This window comes from Streptomonospora nanhaiensis (assembly GCF_013410565.1).
GTDB lineage: Bacteria > Actinomycetota > Actinomycetes > Streptosporangiales > Streptosporangiaceae > Streptomonospora > Streptomonospora nanhaiensis.
Genome location: NZ_JACCFO010000001.1, coordinates 292,120 through 316,689, shown reverse-complemented (window position 1 = coordinate 316,689; position 24,570 = coordinate 292,120). Strand labels below are relative to the sequence as shown.

Below are 24,570 nucleotides of genomic sequence, written 5' to 3'. Positions count from 1 at the left end.
GGCCGGACGCGGCCGTCAGTGGGTGCGGGGATCGAACGCGTCGCGCAGGCCGTCGCCGAAGAGGTTGAACGCCAGGACGGTGACGAAGATCGCCAGACCCGGGGCGAGCATGAAATTGGGGGCCACACTGTAGAACTGCACGGCCGAGGACAGCATCTGCCCCCAGGCGGCGGTGGGCGGGTTGATTCCCACACCCAGGAACGACAGCGCGGCCTCGAACAGGATGTTCACCGGAATAAGCAGGGTGGAGTACACCAGAATGGGCGCCACCAGGTTGGGCAGCAGTTCCCGGAACAGGATGTAGGCGTTGGATACGCCGAGGCTGCGCGCGGCCTCGACGAATTCGCGTTCACGCAGGCCGAGTGTCTGGCCGCGGATGATCCGGCCGATATAGGGCCAGTTGAAGAATCCGATCACGAACACCAGGATCGCCACGCGCAGCGAGTTGCCCTGCAGCCCGAACGCGGCGTCGGGGATCACCCCGGCCAGGGCCATGGCGAACAGCAGCAGCGGGAACGCCAGGAAGATGTCCATCAGCCGGCTGATGACGGCGTCGACCCAGCCGCCGAAGTAGCCGGCGACGATGCCCATCACGGTGCCGATGACCACCGACACCAGGGTCGCCAGAAAGCCGATGAGAATGGAGATCCGGGCCCCGTAGACGACCCGGCTGAACAGGTCGCGGCCGTTGACGGGCTCGACGCCGAAGGGGTGTTCGGCGCTGATCCCGCCCCAGGGGGTGTTGGCGGTGCCCAGGACCGGGTCGATGAGGTCGGAGTTGAACTGGTTGGGCGGGGTGCCGACGAACCGCACGATCAGCGGGGCGAACACCGCCACGGCGATGACCAGCACCACCACCGCTCCCCCGGCCATGGCCACCTTGTCGCGGCGCAGCCGGCCCCAGGCGATGCGGCTCAGGGAGCGGGTGCGCGCGGCGGCCGGCGCCGGCGCGGCGGGGTCGGCCCCGGCGGGGCCGGAGGGGTGTGCGGGGTCGGGGACGTCCAGCGGCGCGGTCATGGGACCCCCTGCGGGCGGCGCGGCCCGGGTCGAAGGGCACGGCGGTCATGTCGGCGCACGGCCCCGGTGCCGGCGCGGGGGCCTGGTGCCCGGACCGGACGGCACGGCGGTCGTGTCGCCACACGGGACACAGCGCAAATTTACGCCCCACGTGATCGCCGAATAGCGCACCGTTGGCGTTGTCGCCGAATTGTGACGGCATTCCTATGCGAATGACATATTCACAGCAGCCGCACTTTCCGCACCATTATCAATTTTCCCCGAATTCCCGGGGGCCACGAATTGGGCATTCTGCGCCAGAGGGCGGCAAAGGACCCCAGACCACGCGCACGCCAAACCCGGGAAAGCGGAAGAACCGCCGGTCAGGCGTTTTCCGCGCCGCCGTGTTTCTACCGGATCAACGGCGCATGATCAAATTGATTTCGCGGAGACAAGCGATTCGAGCCAGGCCAGGTCGATCCCCGCCAGGGAGTCGCGCACGACGAGCCCGGGCGCGGGAGGGAGTTCGACCTGGTCGGGCACTGCCACCGTCACGCAGCCCGCCGCCATCGCCGAGGCGACGCCCACGGCGGAGTCCTCGAACGCCACGCACGCCGCGGGGTCCACGCCCAGCAGCCGGGCCGCCGTGAGGTAGGGGGCGGGGTCGGGCTTGTTGGCCTCGACCTCGTCGCCGGCCACCGAGAGGTCGAAGCTGTCCAGGCCGATGGCGCCGATGGCGCGCTCGACCAGCGCACGGCGGGTGGAGGTGACCAGGGCGCTGGGCAGCCCGGACTCCGCCACCAGGGCCACCAGCTCCTTGGCGCCGGGCCGCAGGGGGGCGCCGTCGTCCAGCGCGCGGGCGAACTCGGCCTGCATGCGCGCGGCGACCTCCTCGGGCGGGGCGTCGGCGCCGGTGAGGTCCAGGATGTAGCGCGCCACCTGGGCGGAGGCGCCGCCGATGTTGCGGCGGTGGTCCTCGTGGGTCCACTCACCGCCCAGCGCCGCGACCGTGGCGGACTCGGCCCGCCCCCACAGGCTCTCGCTGTCGATCAGGGTGCCGTCCATGTCGAAGAGGACAGCCTGCAGGGGCGATCCGGTACGGGTCATACGTTGAAGTATTTCGCCTCAGGGTGATGAATGACGATCGCGTCGGTGGCCTGTTCGGGAACGAGCTGGAACTCCTCGGACAACGTGACCCCCACGCGCTCGGGCTCCAGCAGCTGCATGATCTTGGCCCGGTCCTCCAGGTTGGGGCAGGCGCCGTAGCCCAGCGAGAAGCGGGCGCCGCGGTAGCCCAGCTTGAAGAACGCGTCGAGGTCGGCGGGGTCCTCGCCGGCGAAGCCCAGCTCGGCGCGTACGCGGGTGTGCCAGTACTCCGCCAGCGCCTCGGTGAGCTGCACCGACAGCCCGTGCAGCTCCAGGTAGTCGCGGTAGGCGTTCTGCTCGAACAGCTTCTGGGTGGCCCGGCTGATCGCCGACCCCACGGTCACGACCTGCAGCGCCACCACGTCGGTCTCGCCGGACTCCTTGGGCCGGAAGAAGTCGGCCAGGCACAGGTGGCGGTCGCGGCGCTGGCGCGGGAAGGTGAAGCGGGTGCGCTCGCTGCCGTCGTCGTCCAGCACGACCAGGTCGTCGCCGTCGCTGTGGCAGGGGAAGTAGCCGTAGACCACGGCGGCCTCGAGCAGGCCGTCGGTCTGAATGCGGTCCAGCCACATCCGCAGCCGCGGCCGGCCCTCGGTCTCGACCAGCTCCTCGTAGGTGGGGCCGTCGCCCTTGGCGCCCTTGAGGCCCCACTGGCCCATGAAGGTGGCGCGCTCGTCCAGGTAGGCGGCGTAGTCGGCCAGGGGCACGCCCTTGCTGATGCGGTCGCCCCAGAACGGCGGGGTGGGCACCGGGTTGTCGGTGGCGACGTCGCTGCGGGCGGGCATGTCCTCGGGTTCGGTGACCTTCAGCTTGGCGCCGCCCTTGACCCGCCGCTGGCGCAGCGCGGGCAGCTCGGCGCCCTCCACACCGCGCTTGACGGCCATGAACGCGTCCATGAGCCGCAGCCCCTCGAAGGCGTCGCGGGCGTAGCGGACGTCGCCCTCGAACACCTCGGCGAGGTCCTGCTCGACGTAGGAGCGGGTGAGCGCGGCACCGCCCAGCAGCACCGGGTAGCGGCGGGCGATGCCCCGGGAGTTCATCTCCTCCAGGTTCTCCCGCATCACCACGGTGGACTTCACGAGCAGGCCCGACATGCCGATGACGTCGGCCCGGTTCTCCTCGGCGGCCTCCAGGATGGCCGACACCGGCTGCTTGATGCCGAGGTTGACCACGTCGTAGCCGTTGTTGGACAGGATGATGTCCACGAGGTTCTTGCCGATGTCGTGGACGTCGCCCTTGACGGTGGCCAGCACGATGCGGCCCTTGCCGTCGTCCTCGGTCTTCTCCATGTGGGGTTCGAGGTAGGCCACGGCGGCCTTCATGACCTCGGCCGACTTCAGCACGAAAGGCAGCTGCATCTGGCCCGAGCCGAACAGCTCGCCCACGACCTTCATGCCCGACAGCAGGGTGTCGTTGACGATGTCCAGCGCCGGGCGCTCGGCCAGCGCGGCGTCGAGGTCGGCCTCGATGCCCACCATCTCGCCGTCGATGATGCGCCGCTCCAGCCGCTCCCACAGCGGCAGCGCCGCCAGCTCCTCGGCGCGCGAGGCCTTCATGGCCTGGGCGTCGACGCCCTCGAACAGTTCAAGGAACCGGGCGAGCGGGTCGTAGTCGGGGGTGCGGCGGTCGTAGATCATGTCCAGGGCGACCTGCCGCTGCTCCTCGGGGATCCGGTTCATCGGCAGGATCTTGGAGGCGTGCACGATGGCCGAGGTCAGCCCCGCCTCGACGCACTCGTGCAGGAACACCGAGTTCAGCACGATGCGGGCGGCCGGGTTGAGGCCGAAGGACAGGTTGGACAGGCCCAGCGTGGTCTGCACCCCCGGGTAGCGCCGGGTGATCTCCTTGATGGCCTCCAGGGTCTCCAGGCCGTCGCGGCGGGTCTCGTCCTGGCCGGTGGCGATGGGGAAGGTGAGGGCGTCGATGATGATGTCCTCAAGGCGCATGCCCCACTCGCCGGTCAGCTCCTCGATGAGGCGCACGGCCACGCGCACCTTCCACTCGGCGGTGCGGGCCTGGCCCTCCTCGTCGATGGTCAGGCCGACCACGGCGGCGCCGTGCTCCTTGATGACCGGCATCAACCGCTTGATGCGGGAGTCGGGGCCGTCGCCGTCCTCGTAGTTGACCGAGTTGACCACGGCGCGCCCGCCCAGCATCTCCAGGCCGGCCTCGATCACGGCGGGCTCGGTGGAGTCCAGCATCAGCGGCAGGGTGGAGGCGGTGGCCAGCCGGGAGGCCAGCTCGCGCATGTCGGCGGCGCCGTCGCGGCCGACGTAGTCGATGTTGAGGTCGAGCATGTGGGCGCCGTCGCGGATCTGGTCGCGGGCGATCTCGACGCAGTCGTCGTAGCGCTCCTCGATCATCGACTCGCGGAACTTCTTGGAGCCGTTGGCGTTGGTGCGCTCGCCGATGGCCAGGTAGCTGGTGTCCTGGCGGAACGGCACGCTCTGGTAGAGGGAGGCGGCGGCGGGCTCGCTGACCGGGCGGCGCTCCTTGATGCCGCGCCCGGCCACGCGCTCGACCACCTGGCGCAGGTGCTCGGGGGTGGTGCCGCAGCAGCCGCCGACCATCGACAGCCCGAACTCGGTGGTGAAGGTGTCGTGGGCGTCGGCCAGCTCGTGGGGCTGCAGCGGGTAGACCGCGCCGTCGGCGCCCAGCTCGGGCAGGCCGGCGTTGGGCATGCAGGTGATCGGCACGCGGGCGTGGTGGGAGAGGTAGCGCAGGTGCTCGCTCATCTCGGCCGGCCCGGTGGCGCAGTTGAGGCCGATGGCGTCGATGCCCAGCGGCTCCAGGGAGGTCAGGGCGGCGCCGATCTCCGAGCCCAGCAGCATGGTGCCGGTGGTCTCGATGGTGACCTGGGCGATGATCGGGATGTCCACGCCGGCGGCGCGCCGGGCGCGCTGGGCGGCGATCACGGCGGCCTTGGTCTGCAGCAGGTCCTGGCAGGTCTCGATGAGGATGGCGTCGGCGCCGCCCTCGATGAGGCCGCGGTGGCACTGCTCGTAGTAGTCGCGCAGCGTGGCGAAGGGCACGTGGCCCAGGGTCGGCAGCTTGGTGCCGGGGCCGACGGAGCCGAGGACGTAGCGGGGGTGGTCGGCGGTGGAGTTCTCGTCGGCGACCTCGCGGGCCAGGCGGGCGCCGGCCGCGGCGAGTTCGTGCGTGCGGTGGGGGATGTCGTACTCGCTGAGAGCGGCGAAGTTGGTGCCGAAGGTGTTGGTCTCGACACAGTCGACACCGACGTCGAAGAACGCGCCGTGGACGGCGCGGACGACGTCGGGGCGGGTGACGTTGAGGATCTCGTTGCAGCCTTCGAGCCCGTCGAAGTCATCGAGGTCGAGGTTGTGGGCCTGGAGCATCGTGCCCATCGCGCCGTCGGCCACGATGACGCGCTGGGCGAGGGCATCTCGGAAGGAGAGTCGAGAACTCATAGCGTTCAACCTTAGTGTCGGTGCGGCGGCCCCGCCGGGTTCGGGGGTGCCCGGCGCCGATCGGCGTGGCGGGGCGGCTGGTCAGGCGGTGGTGTGCACCGCGGCGGCCGGCGGGGGTTGCCCTCGGCGGGCATAACGCGGGCGGTCTAACGGTTATGCCCTGAGGCGCCGTGGTCATAGGGTGGTGATGGCCCTGTGTCAGGTGCGGCGCGGGGCGGCGGCCCGGTGGCTGTTGCCACCACCGCCCGACGTGGTAGGGCTGGATGGCGCGCGGACCCGTGCGCGATCGGCCGACGACACCAGACCGGACCAGGTGGCCCGGCGAAGATGAGGAGGCGGTCAGTGGCCGAGCTCGACAGCGCGCCCGAGCTCGTCGAGCCTGTCATGGTTGCCGCGTTCGAGGGCTGGAACGACGCCGGTGAGGCCGCGAGCGCGGTCATCGAGCACCTGGCCTCGGCCTGGGACGCCGACGAGCTGCTGGCGCTTGCGCCTGACGACTACTACGACTTCCAGGTCTCCCGGCCGCGTGCCACCGTGGTCGACGGCGAGCACCGGGGGCTGGCCTGGCCCACCACCCGCGTGTCGGTGGCCCGCCCCGACGGCGCGCCGCACGACGTCGTGCTGGTCAGCGGCCCCGAGCCCAACATGCGCTGGCGGGGCTTCGCGGGCGACCTGCTCTCGATCGCGCGCGAGCTGGGGGTGCGCCGGATCGTGCTGGTGGGCGCCCTGCTGGCCGACTCCCCGCACACCCGCCCGGTGCCGGTGACCGGTATCACCTCGCCCGGCGCCCTGCGCGGTGCGCTGCACCTGGAGCCCACCACCTACGACGGCCCCACGGGGATTCTCGGCGTGCTGCACGAGGCGTTCGAGAACGCCGGGCTGGAGGCGGTGTCGCTGTGGGCGGCGGTGCCCCACTACGTGGCGCAGCCGCCGTGCCCCAAGGGCACCCTCGCCCTGCTGCGCCGGGTCGAGGACGTCCTGGACACCACGGTGCCCATGGGCGACCTCCCCGAGGAGGCGCGGGCCTGGGAGCGCGGGGTGGACGAACTCGCCTCCGAGGACGACGACATCGCCGGCTACGTGCGCAGCCTGGAGGAGGCCAAGGACGCCGCCGACCTGCCCGAGGCCTCGGGCGAGGCGATCGCGCGGGAGTTCGAGCGCTACCTGCGGCGCCGCGGCCGGGGCTGAGCCCGAGGGCGCGGTGCGCGCGCCCGGGGCGCCGGCCCGGCCGTCTGGGGCCCGGCACCGCCGCGCCGCCGCGGACGCTGGGTCCGCGGGCGCGCGGCGGTGCCGGGCCCCTACCGCGTCTCCTGGCCGCCCCTGTCCGCCCTGGGCGGGCGCGCGCCGGGCGGGGCGCCGGGGCCCGAAGGGCTCAGGGCTTGAGCGAGCGCCACTCGCCCGTGGCGACCACGGCCGCCCAGGCGGCGGCGATCCGCGCCAGTCCGCGCCGGACCTCGTCGACCACCGCCGGGGCGAGCAGGTTCACCGGGTCCTCGCCGGGCTCCAGCCGCACGGTCACCCGCAGACCGTCCAGGACGCGCTGGCCGCGCGCGATCACGTCCTCCTCGGCGGGCGCGCCGCTGGCCCGCCGCAGCAGCGCGCGCAGCGCGTCGCGCAGGGAGACCGCCTCCTCGAAGTCGGCCAGGGTGATCGGAATCGCGCCCTCGGTCACCAGCCGGTGCTCGCGCAGAAAGCGCGCGAGGTCGGCGCGGTCGGACAGGGTGTCTCCGGTCGCGACGAACGCTTGCACGAGCGCGGCGGCGGAGCTGGTCTGTGTGGGGGTGCTCATGGCCCCCATCCCACCACGGCCGGGCCACCGGGTGTGACCGAACAAGCGCTTGCGGCCACAAGTGGCCGCACCCCGCGGACCCGCCCGACCTGGGGGCCGAGATGCCGCGCGGCGGGCCCGGCCCGCCGCGCGGCATGCGGGTCGTGCGGCTAGAGGCGCACGCCCAGCAGGGCGTCGGCGGTGTCGCGCACCAGGGCCGGGGCGGCGGGGTCGTCGCCGCCCGCGGCCAGCGCCTGCTCGGCCCACTCGTCCACGGCGGCCAGCGCCGCGGCGGTGTCGAGGTCGTCGGCCAGCGCCGCGCGCACCCGCTCCAGGGTGGGCCGGGCGTCGGGCCCGGCGGGCAGCTCGGCGGCCGCGCGCCAGCGCCCGTGGCGCCGGGCGGCGGAGTCGAGCTGGTCGTCGGTCCACTCCCAGGCTGCGCGGTAGTGGTGGGGCAGCATGGCCAGGCGCAGCACCATGGGGTCGACGCCGCGTTCGCGCAGGCGGGAGACGAACACCAGGTTGCCCCGGGACTTGGACATCTTCTCGCCGTCGAGGCCGACCATGCCCACGTGCATGTAGGCGCGGGCGTGCGGGCCGGTGTCGGCGGTGCCGGTGGCCGCGGCGGTGACGCAGCGGGCCTCGGCGGCGCCCATCTCGTGGTGGGGGAAGACGAGGTCGTCGCCGCCGCCGCTGATGTCGAAGCCCATGCCCAGCTCGTTGAGGGAGATGGCGCTGCACTCCACGTGCCAGCCGGGGCGGCCCCGGCCCAGCGGGGAGTCCCAGGCGGGCTCCCCGGGGCGCTCTGCGCGCCACAGCAGCCAGTCCAGGGGGTCCTTCTTGCCGGGGCGGTCGGGGTCGCCGCCGCGCTCGGGGAACAGCTCCAGCATGCGCGCGCGGTCGTAGCCGCTGACCTCGCCGAAGTGCGGTGCGGACTCGGCGGCGAAGTAGATGTCGCCGTCGAGGTCGTAGGCGGCGCCGGTGGCGCGGATGCGCGCCACGAAGTCGGCGATCAGAGCGACCGACTCCACCACGCCGACGTAGGCGCGCGGCGGCAGGATGCGCAGGGCCGCCATGTCGTCGCGGAACAGGGCGATCTCGCGCTCGGCGAGCGCCCGCCAGTCCTCGCCGGTGGAGTCGGCGCGCTCCAGGAGGGGGTCGTCGACGTCGGTGACGTTCTGCACGTAGTCGACGTCGTGGCCGGCGTCGCGCAGCACCCGGTTGACCAGGTCGAAGGTCAGGTAGGTGAAGGCGTGGCCCAGGTGGGCGGCGTCGTAGGGGGTGATCCCGCAGACGTACATCCGGGCCGTGGGCCCGGGATCGACGGTCCGCCGGCCGCCGGAGGCGGTGTCGTGGACGGTGAGCGGGCCGCCGCTGCCGGGCAGCCGGACGAGGTCGGGCGCGGGCCAAGAACGCATAGCCAGAGGATATCCGCCGCTTTTCGCCGCAATCCCCCGCACCGGGCGTTGCGGGGCCGCCGGGCCCGGCCGCACGCTCCTTCCGGGGGCGCCGCAGGCCGCCTCGTTGGGGCGCCGGGGGCTCAGGCCATCGGCAGGACCACGGTGAAGTCGGTGCCGCGCCCGGGTGCGGAGTCGGCCGTGATGCGGCCGCCGTGGGCGGCGACGAACGCGGCGCTGATGGACAGCCCCAGTCCCGCTCCGCCGCGCGAACGCGCCTGGTCCACCCGGTAGAAGCGGTCGAAGACGTGCGCCAGGTCCTCGGGGGCGATCCCGGGGCCGTCGTCGTGCACGGCGACCACGGCCGCCCGCGCGGTGCCCGGGGGAAGCGCGCCGACGGCGGCGGCGCCGTCGGCGGGCGGCGCGGGGCGGGCCGCGACGGCCACGCGCACCGGGGTGCCGGGCGGGGTGTGGGCGGCGGCGTTGCCGACGAGGTTCTCCACGACCTGGCGGATCCGGTCGCGGTCGCCGGTGACGGTGACCGGTTCCGGCGCGTCCACGGTGATCGGGGTCGCCGGGGCGCGGGCGCCGATGGCGGCGGCCACCCGCTCGGCGATCTCGCCCAGTTCGACCGGTTCGCGCTCCAGCTCGGGCGCCTCGTCGAAGCGCGCCAGCACCAGCAGGTCGTCCACGAGGCCGGCCATGCGGGCGGCCTCGTCCTCGATCCGCGACATCCAGCGGTCGGCGCGCTCGTCGGGGGCGACCACGCCCTGGGCGCGGCCCTGCCGGTACAGCTCGGCGAACCCGCGGATGGACGACAGCGGCGTGCGCAGCTCGTGGGAGGCGTCGGCGACGAAGCGGCCCGCATCGGCCTGCCCGCGGGGACCGCGCGGGTGCTGCTCGCGGGCGACGCCACGGCGCTGCCCGCCGTCAACAGCTGGCTGGCCGCGATCCCCGCGCACGTCGCGGTACGGGTGCTGATCGAGGACGGCCACCCCGACACCGGCGCGCTGCCCCGCACCGCGCGCCCCGCCTCGGCGGCGCCGGCGGACTGGGCATGGGTGGCCCCCACGGCCGACCGCGGCGCCGCCCTGGCCCGGGCCGTGCACGCGCAGGCGCCGCCCGCACCGGGGCTGTACGTGTGGGCGGCGGGCGAGCGGGCGCTGGTCAAACGGCTGCGCACGGTCCTGCGCGAGAGCCTGCGGCTGGACCGCTCGCGCTGCTTCACCCAGTACTACTGGATCGACGGCCGCTCGGCCGGCTGATGCCGGGCGGGCCGCCGGGAGGGCGCCGGGGCGGGCGCACCGCACCGGCGCGGGCCCGCGCCCCGGCGGCTACCCCTCGGGCTCCTGCTCCTGCTCGCGCTCCACCTGGCGGTTCCACTCCCCCTTGCTGGACTGCCAGCCGTCCTCGTCCAGCCCCAGCCGCCAGTAGCCCGAGACCGAGAGCCGCTCGCGCGCCACTCCCCGGTCCTGGCGCAGGTGGCGGCGCAGCTCCTTGACGAACCCGGCCTCGCCGTGGACGAACGCCTGGACGTCGCCGGGCGGGAAGTCCAGCCCGGTGACGGCGGCGACCAGGCGGGCGCCGACGGGCTCGGCCCCGCAGTGCAGCCAGGTCACCCGGGCGTCGCCGGAGGGGTCGATCTTCTGCTCCTCCTCGGGCCCGGCCACCTCGATGAACGCGTGCGCCCTGGCGCCCTCGGGCAGGCGCTCCAGGGCGGCGGCGACGGCGGGCAGCGCGCTCTCGTCCCCGGCGAGCAGGTGCCAGTCGGCGGCGGGGTCGGGCGCGTAGCCGCCACCGGGCCCGGCGAAGTACACGACGTCGCCCGGACGCGCCGCCGCGGCCCACGGCCCGGCCAGCCCGGAGTCGCCGTGGTAGACGAAGTCGACCGTCATCTCGCCGGCCGCGCGGTCGAAGGCCCGCACGGTGTAGGTGCGCATGCGCGGCCACCGCTCGCGCGGCAGCTCGGCGCGGACGCGCTGGAGGTCGAAGGGCTCGGGGTAGTCCTCACCGGGGGGCGGGAACAGCAGCTTGACGTAGTGGTCGGTGTACTCCCCCACGGGCAGCTCCGCCAGGTCCGGCCCGCCCAGCACCACCCGGATCATGTGCGGGGTCAGCCGCTCGGAGCGCACGACGGCGGCCCGCCTGGCCCGCGGCCCCCGCCGCCCGGCGGACTCCCCCGCACCCCGCCCCTGCGGCGCCCCGCCACTCGTCTGCGGCTCGGCCATCGCCCCTCCTCGGTCCGTGGATGTCACCCGCCGAGCGTACGCCGCCGCGGATCCCGCGCGCTCCCCCGCGTCCGTCCCACGGACCGGGGACGGCCGGGCCCACGCGCGGCGCGCCCGTGCGGCGGGCCGGGGCGCGGCGGCTCAGCGCCTGCGATAGGTGCCGGCGATGGCGGTGGCGCTGAGGACGGTCATGACCGCGCATACGGCGGCCAGGGACTCGTTGCCGGCGCGCCAGTGCAGGACGGCGGCGGCCAGGGCCACCACGTAGAGCAGCCAGTAGGCCGCGGCCTCGCGGAGCTGGGCGGCGCGGGCGCGGGCGGGGACGCGCGGCGGGTGCGGTGCGGGGTCGGCGCGGCGGTTGCGCCAGGCGTATCGGGCCGTCACGGAGTCATCGTCGTCCCTTCGCCCCATGGGCAGAGCGCGCGTCCGGGCCGGGTGCGGCCCGGACGGCGGGCGGTGGTGGGCGGTACCGGGGGTCACGGTCCCGCGACAGTACGACGCGGGTCCCCGCCCCGAGGTTTACCCGTGAGGCAAACACCACGGCGCAGCGGCAGGTCAGGGGCGGCGGGGCGGTGCGGGACCGGGGCAAGGCAAAGGCGGGCGGCGGGGACGGGACGGGGGCGCTCAGCGCACGAAGTACCAGCCGCCGGGGGTGCCGGGCTCGGCGGTGAAGGCGTAGCGCAGGGTGTCGGCGGTGCAGGCGACCAGGGCGATGGAGGAGGTCGCCCACACGCGGCCGTCGCCGAACTCCGAGCGGGCCACGAGCGAGGAGGGGGCGTCGGCGCCGGCGCCGTAGCCGCCGGTGCGGGCGCCGCCCCGCGCGGCGGCGTCCAGCAGGTCGGGCCAGGCGCCCCAGACGTCGGCGACCCGGTCGGCCGCGCGCAGCCGGTCGGCCTCGGGATCGGGCCGGGACTCGGCGAACACCGGCGCGTGCCGGCGCGCGCGGGGCTCCGCGCTGTCGCAGCCGGTGTTGACCAGCACGGTCACCCCGACGGGCAGCCGCTGCTCGACCGCCTGGCGGCCGTCCCAGGAGTAGAGCACGGCGCGGCCGGCGTCGGCGAGCAGCAGGTGGAAGGGCTCGTAGCGGCGCAGGTCCTCGGGCGGCAGGTCGAGTTTGCCGCTCTCGGCGGCCAGGAGGGGCAGCCGGCCCCGGCTGAGGCGCAGGTCGGGCGGCACGACGGTGTCGGTGGGCGACGCGGCGCCGGGCGGGATCCCGTTGAGCAGCGCCGCGACCCGGGGGCCGTCCGCGGGATCGGCACCGGTCCCGGCGGCCAGCCAGGTGCCGCCTTCGCGCTCGTCCCGGCCGCCCACCAGGCCGGGGTGGTCGGGCCAGTGCGCGGCGGGCGGGCGCCAGGCCCGGTCCAGCATCTCGTCGCGCAGGGCCGCGATGACAACAGGCGTCGACTTCTCGGGGTCGAAGCCGACGATGACCGTACACATGACCGACCGCCTCCGCTCCTGGCCGCGCCTCGGGCCCCGATCGGCGCCCGAGGTCCGTTGCGACGACGGTACGCCCGCGCCGACCGGGCCGCCCGAACCGCCCCCGGCTTTGCCCCGGCACCGCAGGTCCGCCCCCGCCGGGGCCCGCCACGGCGCGGCCCGGCGATGCCGTCCCCGGCGCGCGGCGCCCTCGCGCGGGACGCCGGACCCGGAGCCGGTGCCGCTCGCGGCCGGCCGGGGAGGCTTCGGGGTGGTCGCCCGCCGACCGCCCCGGCGGACCGGCTCCGCCGAGTACGCCCGCCAGACCCGCAGAACGCGGCGGGAGCCGGAACCCGCGCCCGGGCGCCGCGCAGCGGGCCGAGGCGCCGCGGAGCCCGCCCCGGGGCCGCCGCCGGGGGCGCGCCCCACCCGCAGTGGCGTGCGCGCACCACCGCGCGGAGGACCGCCGCTGCCCTAAGCTTCGGGCGAGCGGCCGCGGACGCCGCGCGGCGCGCGCCGCCCGGCCGTCTTCCCGTCCCCTCCCCCACTCGTGTCCCTTCTTTTTGCTTCTCTTCCCCATTCCCCTTCCCCCCTTCCCAGTTGGAGCGTGCATGGCCTCGCGGGGCGACCGGCAGGACCGGGCGGCTGGACCGCCCGACGGGGTGCGCGGGCTGACGGCGGCCGAGGCCGCCCGGCGCGCCGCCGACGGACGGAGCAACGACGTGCCGGTGCGGGCCTCCCGCGGCGTCTGGCAGATCGTGCGCGGCAACGTCTTCACCCGCATCAACGCGATGGTGGCCGTGCTGTTCGCGGTCATCGCGGTCGTGGGCCCCGTCCAGGACGGCCTGTTCGCGCTGGTCATCGTGTTCAACACGCTGATCGGGATCGTGCAGGAGCTGCGCGCCAAGCGCACCCTGGACCGGCTGGCCATCGTCAACGCCGCGCGGCCCCGGGTGCTGCGCGACGGCGCGGTCGCCGCGGTCACCCCGCAGGAGATCGTGCTGGACGACGTGATCGCGCTGGGCCAGGGCGAGCAGGTGCCCGTGGACGGCGACGTGGTGGCAGCCACCGCCCTGGAGATCGACGAGTCCCTGCTGACCGGGGAGTCCGACCCCGTCCTCAAGCGGCCGGGCGACACCGTGATGTCGGGCAGCTTCGTGGTGGCCGGAACCGGCTACTTCCGCGCCACCCGCGTGGGCCGCAACGCCTACGCCGCGCGCCTGGCCGAGGAGGCCGGCCGGTTCTCGCTGGTCACCTCCGAGCTGCGCGCGGGCGTGGACCGCATCCTGCGGTTCATCACCTGGGCGCTGTTCCCCATCGGCGGCCTGCTGGTGTTCAGCCAGCTCGTGCTCGGCGGCCAGGTCACCATCGAGGAGCCGGCCGGCGGCGGCGGGCTGCCGGGCCCGCTGGCCGACGCGCTGCGCGGCATGGTCGCCGCCCTGGTGTCGATGGTCCCCGAGGGCCTGGTCCTGCTCATCAGCATCGCGTTCGCGGTGGGGGTGGTCCGGCTGGGCCGGCGCCAGTGCCTGGTCCAGGAGCTGCCCGCCATCGAGGGGCTGGCCCGGGTCGACATCGTCGCCACCGACAAGACCGGCACCCTCACCGAGAACGGCATGCGGCTGGCCGGGTTCCGCGACCTCGGCGGCGGCCGGGTGGAGGATGCGCGCGTGGAGCGCGAGGTGCTGGCGGCGCTCGCCGCCGCCGACCCCTCCCCCAACGCCAGCATGGCCGCCATCGCCGAGGCGTGCCCCGACGCCCCCGACTGGGCGGTCCTGGCGCCGGCCCCGTTCTCCTCGGCGCGCAAGTGGAGCGGCGCGAGCTTCGCCACCCCCGAGGGCGAGCGGCACTGGGTGCTGGGCGCGGCCGACGTGCTGGCGGCCCCCGGCGCGCCGGAGGCCGCCGAGGCCGCGCGCCTGGCCGCCCAGGGCCTGCGCGTGCTGCTGCTGGCCCGCGCCGCCGAGCGCGTGGACTCCCCCGGCGCGCCCGGGCGGGTGGTGCCGGTCTCGCTGGTGGTGCTGGACCAGCGGCTGCGCGCCGACGCCGCCCCCACGCTGCGCTACTTCGCCGAGCAGGAGGTGGCGGTCAAGGTCGTCTCCGGCGACCATCCGGCCGCCGTGGGCGCGGTGGCCCGCCAACTGGAGCTGCCCGGCGGCGGCTCCCCCGCCGACGCGCGGTCCCTGCCCGAGGACGAGGCCGGCCTCGGCGCGGCGGTGGAGCGCACCACCGCCTTCGGCCGGGTGGGCCCCGAGCGCAAGCGCGACATGGTGCGGGCGCTGCGGCGGCGCGGCCACACCGTGGCCATGACCGGCGACGGCGTCAACGACGTGCTGGCGCTGAAGGAGGCCGACGTGGGCGTGGCGATGGGCTCGGGCAGCCCGGCCTCGCGCGCGGTCGCCCAGATCGTGCTGCTGGACGACCGGTTCGCGACCCTGCCCGCCGTGGTGGCCGAGGGCAGGCGGGTGATCGGCAACATCGAGCGGGTGGCCAACCTGTTCCTCACCAAGACCGTCTACTCGATGACGATGGCCAGCGTGGTGGGCGTGCTGGCGGTGGCCTACCCGTTCTTCCCCCGGCACGCCACCCTGATCAACGCGGTCACCTTCGGCATCCCGTCGTTCTTCCTGGCGCTGGCGCCCAACGTGGAGCGCGCCCGGCCCGGGTTCGTGGCGCGCACCCTGCGGCTGGCGGTCCCCTCCGGGCTGATCAGCGGGTTCGCCGCCATCACCACCTACCTGCTGGTGCTGGACGGCGCGTCGGTGCCGGCGCTGACCGACCGCACGGCGGTGGTGATCACGCTGTGCGCGACCACGCTGTGGGTGCTGCTGCTGGTGGCGCGGCCGTTCGTGTGGTGGAAGGCGGTGCTGGTGGCGGCGATGGTGGGGCTGCTGCTGACCGCGCTGCTCACCCCGGTGGGGCGGGCGTTCTTCGCACTCGACGTCAGCGACCCCGCCAAGGTCGGCACCGCCCTGGTGGTGGCGGCGGTGGCCGCGGCGCTGATCACCGTGGTGCGGGTGGTGGACGACCGGTTCGTGCGGGCGCGCCGCGACCGCGCCGAGGCCGCGGGCGGGGAGTCGGCGGCCGACCCCGAGGCGGACCCGGCGGCGGTGTAGCCGGAGCGGGCGCGGCGGCCCCGGGGGGACCGGCGGTCCCAGGGGCGGACGGGGCCGGCCGTGCGGGCCGGCGCCCGTGTGCGGCGGCCCCGATCGGGGCCGCCGCCGCGCGCCTCACACCGGCGGCCAGGGGATCGCCGGCCAGTCCGGCGACGGGTAGGGGTGCACCTTGTGGTGCAGCAGCAGCCGCACCCGGTTGCGCACCGCGAAGTTCTCCGGCTCGGTGAGGTGGCGCCGCAGCTCCACCGACACCGGGCTGTCGGGGTCGGCCAGCCGGCCCTCCAGCAGCGCCAGCCCGGCCAGCGCCTCCTCGGTCAGCGGCTCGCCCTGCCACTGCCACAGCACCGTGCGCAGCTTGTACTCTTCGGAGAAGCACACGCCGTGGTCGCAGCCGTAGAGGTGGCCGCGGCGGGTGGGCAGCAGGTGGCCGATCTTGCGGTCGGAGTTGTTGATGACCGCGTCGAAGACCGCCATGCGGCGCAGGCCCTCGTGGTCGGTGGCACGCGACAGCTCGATCAGGTCGACCTCGGGGTCGCCGTCGATCCACAGCTGCACCATGCCCTCGCCGAACGGGCCGTCGCGGTAGACGGTGGGCGGCACGATCTCCCAGCCCAGCGCGTCGGAGACCGCGAACGCCGACAGCTCCCGTCCGGCGAGCGTGCCGTCGGGGAAGTCCCACAGCGGGCGCTCGCCGGCCACCGGCTTGTAGACGCAGGCCGCCTCGGTGCCGCCCGCGGCGATGGTGCAGTACAGCGTGGCGTTGGACGCGTCGGTCAGCCGGCCCACCGGGGTCAGCTCGCCGGTGCTCAGCAGCTCCACGGCGTCGGTGGCCGAAAGCCCCTCGAACGACGCGGTCATGACCGCCCCCGTCCCCCTACTCCTCAACCTGCTCCGCTACAGTCCCCCGGGCTTGTACCCGTTCTGCCGGGGGCAGATGTGGCCCGTGGGGTCCAGGGGCTGCCCGCACAGCGGGCAGTTGGGCCGCCCGGCGGCCACCACGCGCATGGCCCGCCCGGCGAACGCCCGCGCGGCCGACGCGGTCAGGTGCACCCGCAGCACGTCGCGGTCGGCGGGCGCGTCCTGGGCGAAGACCTCGACCTCTTCGGCGTCCTCGGGCTCCTCGACCTCCTGGATCTGCTGGGCCTCGATGATCACGCGGGAGGACTCGGCGTCCCAGGCCAGGGCGAGCGTGCCCACCCGGAAGTCGGCCTCGATGGGCTGCTCCAGGGGGCCGTCGTCGGCCTCGCCGGGGCCCTCCTCGGGCGGCTCGCCGAAGCGGCGGCGCACCTCTTCCAGCAGCTCCTCGATGCGCTCGGCCAGCGCCGAGACCTGGGCCTTCTCGACGACGGCGCTGGTGACCCGGCCGCCGCCGGTGGCCTGGAGGAAGAAGGTGCGGTCTCCCGGCTGCCCCACCGTTCCGGCGATGAAGCGCTCCGGGGGGTCGTATTCGAACACGGACATGGAACGAACCCTAGATGATCCCGCCCAGCCTGGCGATTCGCCGCGGGCCGCGTCCTGCTCAGGCGCCCGCTGGGCCGGCGGCCGAGGCGGGCGACGGGCCGGGCGCGTGCGCCGGGGCGGTGCCGGGGCGGGCGGTGCGGGCGCCTCCGGCGCCCCCGCCCACGGCCGCGTCGCCGGAGGCGTCCTCGGGCGCGGGCACGAGGCCCGCCACCGATCCCCCGACGTCGTTGAGCCGCAGCACGAACGGGCGCACGGCGGTGTAGCGGATGGCGGTCAGCGAGCAGGGGTCGGCCTGGATGCGCTGGAACTGGTCCAGGTGCAGGCCCAGGGCGTCGGCGGTGATGGCCTTGATGACGTCGCCGTGGCTGCACACCACGTAGACCGGCGCCGCCGACTCCGCCAGCAGCCGCCGGTTCCACGCGCGGACCCCGGCCACGGCGCGCGCCGACATGTCGGTCATGGCCTCGCCTCCGGGGAAGCGGGCGGCGCTGGGGTGGGCCTGGACGGTGCGCCACAGCGGCTCGCGGGCCAACTCGGTGAGGGTGCGCCCGGTCCACTCGCCGTAGTCGCACTCGGTGAAGGCGGCGTCGGTGGCCACCGGGCGGCCGGTGGCCTCGGCGATGGCGGCGGCGGTCTCCTGGCAGCGCTCCAGGGGGCTGGCGACGATCGCGGCGAGGTCGAGCCCGGCCAGGCGCGCGGCGAGGTCGGCGGCCTGGGCGCGGCCGCGGTCGTCCAGGTGCACGCCGGGCGCGCGGCCGGTGAGGGTGCTGCCGGTGACGGAGGTGAGGCCGTGGCGGACGAGCAGCAGGGTGGCGACGGGTTCGGGCGGCGGCGCGTCGGCGGGGCGCTCGGGCCGGTCGGACTCGTGCGGCTGGTCGGGCTGGTCGGGTGCTGCGGGCTGGTGCGACGGGTTCCCCATTCGCGCCACGATAGCGGCCGCCGGACGGCCGCGCCCCCGCTCCCGGGGCGCGGCGGCACGGCACGGGAACGGGGGCGGGGCGGGCGCGGAGGGCCCGCCGGGGGCGGGGGCGCGGGGTGCGGGGGGCCGGGAGGGCGGCGGGCGGGCGGCCCGCGGCGCCTCAGCCGACGGGCTGCTGCCGGCCGGTGGGCTGGCCGGCGCCGTCCTGCGCGCCGCCCTGGGCGTCGTCGTGGCGGGGGTCGTAGGGCTGGCCGGTGTAGGGGTCGATGGGCAGCCCGGTGTTGGGGTCGATCTGCACGTTCTCGCCGGTGTCGGGGTCGCGGTACTGGCCGGTCTCGGGGTCCTTGGCCAGGCCGGTCTCGGGGTCGATGGGCCAGCCGGTGACCGGGTCCGCCGAGGCCGACGGAGAGGCCGAGGCGCTCGGCTCGGCCGAGGGGCCGGCCTCGGGCTCCTCGCGCGCCTCCTCCTGCTCGCTCTGCTCGCTCTCGGCGCCCACGGGGGCCTCGTCGCCGGTGGCCCCGGACTGGGGGGTGAGCACGCCGAAGCTGACGAGGGTCAGGATGAGCACGCCCAGGGCGATGCGGTAGTACACGAACGGCATGAAGCTGTGGGTGGAGATGAAGCGCATCAGCCAGGCGATGACCGCGTAGCCCACGGCGAACGCGACCACGGTGCCCACGATGGTGGCCGTCCATCCGGCGTACTCGTCGCCGCCGATGTCGGTGAGCTGGTAGAGCCCGGAGGCGAACACGGCGGGCAGCGCCAGCAGGAAGGCGTACTCGGCGGCGTCGGCGCGCTTGAAGCCGAGCAGCATGCCGCCGGTGACGGTGGCGCCGGAGCGCGAGACGCCGGGGATCAGCGCCAGGGTCTGGAAGAGGCCGAAGACCAGGCCGCGCCCGACGGTGAGGTCGCTCAGCTCGCGGTGCTTGCGGGTGTAGCGGTCCACCGCGCCGAGGACCACACCGAAGACGATGAGGGTGAGGGCGATCAGCCGCAGGTCGCGGAAGACGCTCTCGATGTAGTCCTCCAGGGTCAGGCCCAGCACGCCGATCGGGATGGTGCCGATGATGACGTACCAGCCCATGCGGGCGTTGATGTCGCGCCGCAGTTCGCTCTTGACCAGGGACCGCGTCCAGGTGGAGATGATCGCCCAGATCCGCTTGCGGAAGAAGAGGATGACCGCCAGTTCGGTGCCGATCTGGCTGACGGCGGTGAACGCCGCGCCGGGATCGGGCCACCCGAAGAAGGCGGAGAACACCCGCAGGTGCCCGCTGGAGGAGATGGGCAGGAATTCGGTCAGTCCCTGGATGAGTCCAAGGACGATCGCCTCAAAGATGGACACGGCGGGATCGGCTCCTGGGTTCTTCGGTTTGCGTGCGGGGGCTCCTGGTGCCCTGGCGTTTCGCGATCCGGCGCACGGATGGGGTGTGGCTCGCGGCCGACCGTGGGAGCGGGCACGGCCGGGCGCCCGCACGTCGGCGCACGGACCGCGCGGCCACGCCGTCGCCGCACCGGGCGGCGAGGAGCGCTCGCCGCGCGACGTGCAGGGGGCAGACCCCGGAAGCTTACTGGGATCACCGGGGTCACAACAGCCGGGGCGGGAGGCGGCGGGCCGCGCGGGCGCCCGGCGCGGCGCCGGAGCGAGGGCGGCGCGGGGCGGCGGAGGGCGGTGGCCGCAGGCGGTCGCAGGCCGGTGCGGTGCGTATCACCGTTTTCGACACCGTGACGGGGTAACCTCCGCGCCATGGAACAGCGACAGGTGGGTGGGTCGGGCCTGTGGGTGTCTCGCACCGCTCTGGGCACCATGACCTGGGGAAAGGACACCCCCGAGGAAGAGGCCGCCGATCAGCTCACCGCGTTTGTGGACGCCGGCGGGACCCTGGTCGACACAGCCGATATCTACGGCGGCGGCCAGAGCGAGCGGATCCTGGGCCGCCTGGTGAGCGGGGTGGTCCGGCGCGACGATGTGATCATCGCCACCAAGTCCGGGCACACGCCCGAGGGCTTCCGCCCCTGCGACCTGTCGCGGCGGCACCTGCTGGCGGCGCTGGAGGCCTCGCTGCGGCGGCTGGGCACCGACCACGTCGACCTGTGGCAGCTGCACGTGCGCGACCCCGACACCCCGGTCGAGGAGACCCTGTCGGCGCTGGACACCGCGCTGACCTCGGGCAAGGTCCGCTACGCGGGCACCGGCGACTTCACCGCCTGGCAGTTCACCAAGTACGCCGCCTGGCAGCGCGCGGCGTCGGGGCTGTACCGCACGCCGATCGTGTCGGCCGGGTGCGAGTACTCCCTGCTGAACCGGGGCGCCGAGCGCGACCTGCTGCCCGCCGTGATCGACCACGGCGCCGGGCTCATCGCGTGGTCGCCGCTGGGGCGCGGCGTGCTGACCGCGCAGTACCGCAACGGCGTGCCCAGCGACTCCCGCGCGGCGCGCAGCCACATGGCGTCCTACGTCGAGCCCTACCTGGGCGAGCGCAGCCGCCGCATCGTGGAGTCGGTGTGCACCGCCGCCGAGGGCCTGGGCGTGTCCCCGCTCGCGGTGGCCCTGAGCTGGGTCCGCGACCGCGAAGGCGTCGCGGCGGCCACGGTGGGCCCGCGCACCACCGCCCAGTTGGAGGAGATCCTGGCCACCGAGGGCGTGGAACTCCCGCGCGAGATCCGCGAGGCCCTGGACGACGCGTCGTCGGGCCCGCCGCGCTGATCGGGGCCGGCGAGTCGGCCCCCGCCTGCCCGGGGCTGCCTTCGCGCGCCGGCTGCATTCCCCGCCGGCCGGCCGCCCCGCCCGCTCCGCCGGTCCGGCCTTTGCCGCGTCCTCCCGGCCTGTCCCGCCGGCTCCGTCCGCGCCGCGGGCGGCCCGTCCTGACCGGTGCGCGAAGGCGTGGCGGTGGGACGTGGGCCCGTGGGCAGGGCTCCGGGGCCAAGGCGCCTGGCGTGCCCGCCAGGGCGGAGGACCGCGCTGCGGCGGCCGGACGCGCGGCCGGGTGAAGCCGTCGCTGGTCCTCGCTAAGCTCCTCAGACGACCACCACCGCCCGAGAGGAACCAGTCGCCATGCCCGAGGCGCCGACACCGACGCCGTCAACGCCGCAGTTCGCGGGCGCCGATCCGGAGGGCGGCGCGGTCGAGCGCACCGGCGAGGTGCTTCAGCGCATGGGCGCCCCCGGCTCACTGGCGGCGCCGCTGGTCGCGGCCCTGGGCCCGGGCGCCGCCGGTGAACTCGCGGCCGACCCGTGGCGGCTGCTGGCCCTGGGCTCGGTCATCCCCGAGCAGGCCGACTTCTGCGCGCGGCGCGCCCTGGGCGCCGACGCCTCGCCCGACGACCCCCGTCGCGGCCGGGCGCTGACCGCGCACCTGCTGCGCCGCGCGGCCCGCGAGGGGCACACCGCGCTGGAGGAGCGCCGGCTGGCGGGCGCGCTGCGGTCGCTGGGCGTGCGCTCGGTGGACGACGCGCTGACGGCCGCCCTGGACGACGGCGACGTCATGCTCTTCGAGATGTTCGACGAGCCCGAGGACGACTTCTCCGGCGGCGACCCCGGCGAGATGCCCGACCCCGAGCGCTGGTACGCGCTGACCCGGGTGGGCCTTGCCGAGCAGGACCTGGGCGAGGGCGTCGTGCGGCTGATGGGCACCAGCGAGCCGATCATGGACTCCGCCACCGCCGCCGAGACGGTCGAGGCGACCGCCGAGCGGCTGGGCGCCGACATCGACCCCCGCACGCAGGCGGCCCTGGTCACGGTGGCGCTGCGGGGCGTGTGCGTCCTGACCCACGGCGCGGGCGCGGCCGTGCCCATCGCCCACACGGTGGCGTGCGCGGCGGCCGTCGCCGCCGTCAGCGAGGTCGGCATCGCGGTCGCCGCGCCCACGGCCCAGGCCGCCGCCGCCCTCAACGCCGACCTGGCCGACCTCGGCGCGGGCGACGACGTGCGCGCGGTGCCGCTGGCCGCGCTCCTGGAGGCGCGGGCGCCCGGCGTCTACGCCCGAGGGGCCGAGCGTCCGATCGAGGCCGGGCTGGTGGTGGTCGCCGGGGCGATGTGGCTGGACGTGGAGCGCGCCGCCGCGCTGGTCGACGCCTGCGCCGACGGCACGCACCTGGTGCTGATCGCCGACCCCGCCCAGGCGCCTTCGGCGGCACCGGGCCGGGTGGTGGCCGACCTCGTGGCGTCGCGGGTGGTGCACGTGGCCGAACTCCCCGACGGGCCGCAGCCCGGTCCCATCGCGCGGCTGGCCGGCCTGGTGGCGGGCGGCGCCCTGGAGGAGGTGAGCGCGCCCGAGCGGGAGGTCGTCGTGGTCCCGGCGGACTCCGGCGCCGCCGCCGCGCACCGGGCGGCGCAGCTCATCGGCGACTCCATTCCCCGGGCGCTGGGCATCCCCGTGGAGCAGGTGCAGCTGGTGGCGGCCACGCGCGGCGGCGAGGCGGGCACCGAGGCGCTCAACCGCGCGTGCAAGGAGCGGTTCAACCCGGGCCCGGGCACCCACAACGGCCTGGACGTGGGCGACCGCGTCGTGGTCACCGTCGACGGCCCCGGCCTCGCGGCGGGCGACGTCGGCTACCTGCGCGCCGAGGCGGCGCCGGAGGGGGCTCCCGATGGCGCGCCCGAGAGCGTGCCCGACGATGGCGGCGCGCCCGGCGTCGAGGGCGGTGAGCCCGATCGGGGCCGAGACGGCGCTGAGGTCGGTCGGGAAGACCAGGGCAGCCAGGGCTCCGACGGTGGCGGTATGGGCGCCGTTCCCGGAAGCGCCACCGGAGGAGAGCGCGGGGGCACCCGCCCCGCAGGAGGCGGGAACGCCGACCCCCGAGGCACCGGCGCGGACCTTTTCGTGGAGCTGCCCGACGGCTCGCGTGTCCCGGTCGCCGATGTCGGCCGGTTGCGTCCGGGCTGGGCGCTCACCGTGGCCGCCGCCCACGGCGGCGCCTGGCCGGCCGTGGTGGCGGTGTTCCCACCCGAGACCAAGGGGTCGCGGCCCCAGGTCTACACCGCCGTGTCCGCCGCCCGCCGCCACCTGTCCATCGTGCAGGCGGCCGGCCCGGCCCTCGCCTCGGCCGTCCGCGACAACGCGGCCCTGAACCGCCACACCCGCCTGGTCCAGGTCCTCCGCGAAGGCTGACCGGCTGATGTCCGGGACGTCCGGACACACGCTCGCCGAGGCCGGTAGAAGGCAGGGGCCAAGACGCGGCGGCGAGGGTCCCGGGCGGCCGGCTCAGCGGTCACCGGTACTCGGGGAGCATGGCAACGGCGCCGGAGGGGCGGCTTGGCGGCCACCGGTCCCCGCGAGCGCGGTCCAGGCCCCGGCGGGGGCGGCGCGGCGGGCTGGGCAGGACCCTCGCACGGGAGGAAGGAGCGCCGCCCCGGGAGGTCGGCGGCGCTGACCGGAGACCGGGGCGTGGCCGTTGGCCGGGAGAAGACTGCCGCGAGGCCCCGGGACGCAAACCGCAGACAGGTCTACTTTCAACTACCGCTTCTGCCACCTTTGCCCGAATGACCCCCGCATTTGGACGCCAAGCGGGACCCCATGGGCCACCCGAGCAGCGCACACGTCCACCATGTGGGACAACCGCGACCTCTCGCCGTCTGCTTTGGCACTTATGCCCGTTTCCCTCGACGACGATCTACGATTTCCGGTCGAAACCAACGCCCAAACCCCCAGAGCGTCGCCCAGCAACCTCATTCGTCTCACATTTCACGACGAATATGGTGGCATTCGCGACATTACGGACACCGCTCAGGGCGCGGCTACGGGAACCGGTGGTCGCGCGCGACCCAGGCTGCTGTCGTCGTTGCCACGCCTCGTAGGGGGCCGCACCACATGCCCCGGGGGCCGGTGACCGGGGGCCTCGCCGCCCTCGCCGCCCCCGACACGGCCGTCACACGCGGTCGACGAAGCCGCCGTCCACGACCAGGTTCGCGCCCGTGATGAAGGACGCCGCAGGCGATGCGAGGAAGACGACGGCGCGGGCGACCTCCTCGGGGCGGCCCATGCGGCCCATGGGGATTCCGTCGCGCACGCTGGTGTAGAACTCGGGGTCCGCCGTGCGGCGGCGGGCCCAGCCGCCGCCCTCGAACTCCACCGGGCCGGGCGACACCGTGTTGACGCGGATCCCCCGCTCGGGCAGGGTCCGGCCCAGGGCCGCCGCGTGGTGGTTCAGCGCCGCCTTCACCGCGCCGTAGGACTTGGGGCCCGAAGGCCGCCCGGAGTGCAGCGCCGACGTGGTCGAGATCAGCACGATCGCGCCGCCCCGCTCGGACTCCGCCAGCCGCGGGGCCGCGTGCTCGGCCATCCGCACGAACGGCAGCACGTCGGTGGCGAAGCTCTGCTCCCAGGACGCCGAACTCCCGCCCGACACGTTGGACACCAGCACGTCGATCCCGCCCAGCCCGTCGGCGGCGCGGTCCAGAAAGCCCGTCAGCGCGTCGGTGTCGGCGACGTCCACCGGCTCGGCGACCACGGTGGCCCCCAGCGCCCGCAGCTCCTCGGCCGCCCGCTCCAGCGGCTCGGGCGAGCGGGCGCACACCGCGAGGTCGGCGCCCTCCTCCGCGAACGTCTGGGCGATCGCCCGGCCGATGCCCCGGCTCGCACCTGTCACCACGACGCGGGCGCCCCCAAGTCCCAGATCCATGCTGTCCGTCCTCTCTGATCTCTCGTGCCGACTCCCTCGGACGGCCGTCGGCGGGGCCACCGCCCCGCTCCCCGCCCGCCTCCC

The 24,570-nt window shown here is 75.3% G+C and carries 19 protein-coding genes; 5 read left to right on the top strand and 14 right to left on the bottom strand.

Annotation, left to right across the window (positions count from 1 at the left end; all coding sequences use genetic code 11):
• Positions 1-15: 15 nt before the first annotated feature.
• The 3 genes from HNR12_RS01265 to metH form a co-directional block, all read right to left on the bottom strand.
• Positions 16-1,017 carry an ABC transporter permease gene (locus HNR12_RS01265; protein WP_179765725.1) on the bottom strand — a complete coding sequence of 334 codons (1,002 nt, stop codon included), beginning with the start codon at positions 1,015-1,017 and terminating at the stop codon, positions 16-18.
• 411 nt (positions 1,018-1,428) lie between these two features.
• Positions 1,429-2,103: an HAD family hydrolase gene (locus tag HNR12_RS01260; RefSeq protein ID WP_179765724.1), complete on the bottom strand. Its 675-nt coding sequence runs from the start codon at positions 2,101-2,103 to the stop codon at positions 1,429-1,431.
• On the bottom strand, positions 2,100-5,567 hold the full coding sequence (gene metH, locus HNR12_RS01255) for a methionine synthase (protein ID WP_179765723.1): 3,468 nt from the start codon (positions 5,565-5,567) through the stop codon (positions 2,100-2,102). Before metH ends, HNR12_RS01260 begins: the two co-directional genes overlap by 4 nt.
• Positions 5,568-5,909: 342 nt before the next feature.
• Between metH and HNR12_RS01250 the strand changes: the two genes are divergently transcribed.
• The gene (locus HNR12_RS01250) at positions 5,910-6,755 is read left to right on the top strand and encodes a PAC2 family protein (protein ID WP_179765722.1); all 846 of its coding nucleotides are present in this window, start codon (positions 5,910-5,912) and stop codon (positions 6,753-6,755) included.
• 184 nt (positions 6,756-6,939) lie between these two features.
• Here the strand turns inward: HNR12_RS01250 and HNR12_RS01245 are convergent, their stop codons facing one another.
• The 3 genes from HNR12_RS01245 to HNR12_RS29400 form a co-directional block, all read right to left on the bottom strand.
• Positions 6,940-7,356, bottom strand: a complete 417-nt coding sequence (locus tag HNR12_RS01245) for an ABATE domain-containing protein (RefSeq protein ID WP_179765721.1) — start codon at positions 7,354-7,356, stop codon at positions 6,940-6,942.
• A 149-nt stretch (positions 7,357-7,505) separates the two neighbouring features.
• Positions 7,506-8,759: a cysteine--1-D-myo-inosityl 2-amino-2-deoxy-alpha-D-glucopyranoside ligase gene (mshC, locus tag HNR12_RS01240; protein WP_179770310.1), complete on the bottom strand. Its 1,254-nt coding sequence runs from the start codon at positions 8,757-8,759 to the stop codon at positions 7,506-7,508.
• 116 nt (positions 8,760-8,875) lie between these two features.
• The gene (locus HNR12_RS29400; protein ID WP_338119704.1) at positions 8,876-9,694 is read right to left on the bottom strand and encodes a sensor histidine kinase; all 819 of its coding nucleotides are present in this window, start codon (positions 9,692-9,694) and stop codon (positions 8,876-8,878) included.
• Here HNR12_RS29400 and HNR12_RS01230 point away from each other — a divergent pair.
• Positions 9,626-9,997, top strand: coding sequence for an SIP domain-containing protein (locus HNR12_RS01230; protein ID WP_179765719.1), 372 nt, complete (start codon positions 9,626-9,628; stop codon positions 9,995-9,997). The genes HNR12_RS29400 and HNR12_RS01230 overlap by 69 nt on opposite strands.
• Positions 9,998-10,066: 69 nt before the next feature.
• Here HNR12_RS01230 and HNR12_RS01225 read toward each other — a convergent pair whose 3' ends face one another.
• The 3 genes from HNR12_RS01225 to HNR12_RS01215 form a co-directional block, all read right to left on the bottom strand.
• Positions 10,067-10,960 (bottom strand): siderophore-interacting protein, encoded by an 894-nt coding sequence (locus HNR12_RS01225; protein WP_179765718.1) that lies wholly within the window; start codon positions 10,958-10,960, stop codon positions 10,067-10,069.
• A gap of 141 nt (positions 10,961-11,101) precedes the next feature.
• A complete protein-coding gene (locus tag HNR12_RS01220) occupies positions 11,102-11,344 on the bottom strand; it encodes a hypothetical protein (RefSeq protein ID WP_179765505.1) in 243 nt (80 codons plus the stop codon).
• 240 nt (positions 11,345-11,584) lie between these two features.
• On the bottom strand, positions 11,585-12,400 hold the full coding sequence (locus tag HNR12_RS01215; protein ID WP_179765717.1) for an NRDE family protein: 816 nt from the start codon (positions 12,398-12,400) through the stop codon (positions 11,585-11,587).
• A 590-nt stretch (positions 12,401-12,990) separates the two neighbouring features.
• Between HNR12_RS01215 and HNR12_RS01210 the strand changes: the two genes are divergently transcribed.
• Positions 12,991-15,489, top strand: a complete 2,499-nt coding sequence (locus HNR12_RS01210; protein ID WP_179765716.1) for an HAD-IC family P-type ATPase — start codon at positions 12,991-12,993, stop codon at positions 15,487-15,489.
• A 114-nt stretch (positions 15,490-15,603) separates the two neighbouring features.
• Here HNR12_RS01210 and HNR12_RS01205 read toward each other — a convergent pair whose 3' ends face one another.
• The 4 genes from HNR12_RS01205 to HNR12_RS01190 all read right to left on the bottom strand — a co-directional run bounded on the left by HNR12_RS01205 (position 15,604) and on the right by HNR12_RS01190 (position 19,211).
• Positions 15,604-16,347, bottom strand: a complete 744-nt coding sequence (locus tag HNR12_RS01205) for an SCO1664 family protein (RefSeq protein WP_179765715.1) — start codon at positions 16,345-16,347, stop codon at positions 15,604-15,606.
• A 36-nt stretch (positions 16,348-16,383) separates the two neighbouring features.
• Complete coding sequence (locus HNR12_RS01200; RefSeq protein WP_179765714.1) at positions 16,384-16,950, bottom strand: DUF3090 domain-containing protein; 567 nt, start codon at positions 16,948-16,950, stop codon at positions 16,384-16,386.
• A 58-nt stretch (positions 16,951-17,008) separates the two neighbouring features.
• On the bottom strand, positions 17,009-17,869 hold the full coding sequence (locus tag HNR12_RS01195) for an MSMEG_4193 family putative phosphomutase (RefSeq protein ID WP_179765713.1): 861 nt from the start codon (positions 17,867-17,869) through the stop codon (positions 17,009-17,011).
• A 160-nt stretch (positions 17,870-18,029) separates the two neighbouring features.
• Positions 18,030-19,211, bottom strand: a complete 1,182-nt coding sequence (locus HNR12_RS01190) for an undecaprenyl-diphosphate phosphatase (RefSeq protein ID WP_179765712.1) — start codon at positions 19,209-19,211, stop codon at positions 18,030-18,032.
• A gap of 402 nt (positions 19,212-19,613) precedes the next feature.
• Between HNR12_RS01190 and HNR12_RS01185 the strand changes: the two genes are divergently transcribed.
• Together HNR12_RS01185 and HNR12_RS01180 are read left to right on the top strand one after the other, a co-directional pair.
• On the top strand, positions 19,614-20,573 hold the full coding sequence (locus HNR12_RS01185; protein WP_179765711.1) for an aldo/keto reductase: 960 nt from the start codon (positions 19,614-19,616) through the stop codon (positions 20,571-20,573).
• 348 nt (positions 20,574-20,921) lie between these two features.
• Positions 20,922-22,976, top strand: coding sequence for a helix-hairpin-helix domain-containing protein (locus tag HNR12_RS01180; RefSeq protein WP_179765710.1), 2,055 nt, complete (start codon positions 20,922-20,924; stop codon positions 22,974-22,976).
• A 757-nt stretch (positions 22,977-23,733) separates the two neighbouring features.
• Here the strand turns inward: HNR12_RS01180 and HNR12_RS01175 are convergent.
• Positions 23,734-24,486, bottom strand: a complete 753-nt coding sequence (locus HNR12_RS01175) for an SDR family NAD(P)-dependent oxidoreductase (RefSeq protein ID WP_179765709.1) — start codon at positions 24,484-24,486, stop codon at positions 23,734-23,736.
• Positions 24,487-24,570: the final 84 nt, after the last annotated feature.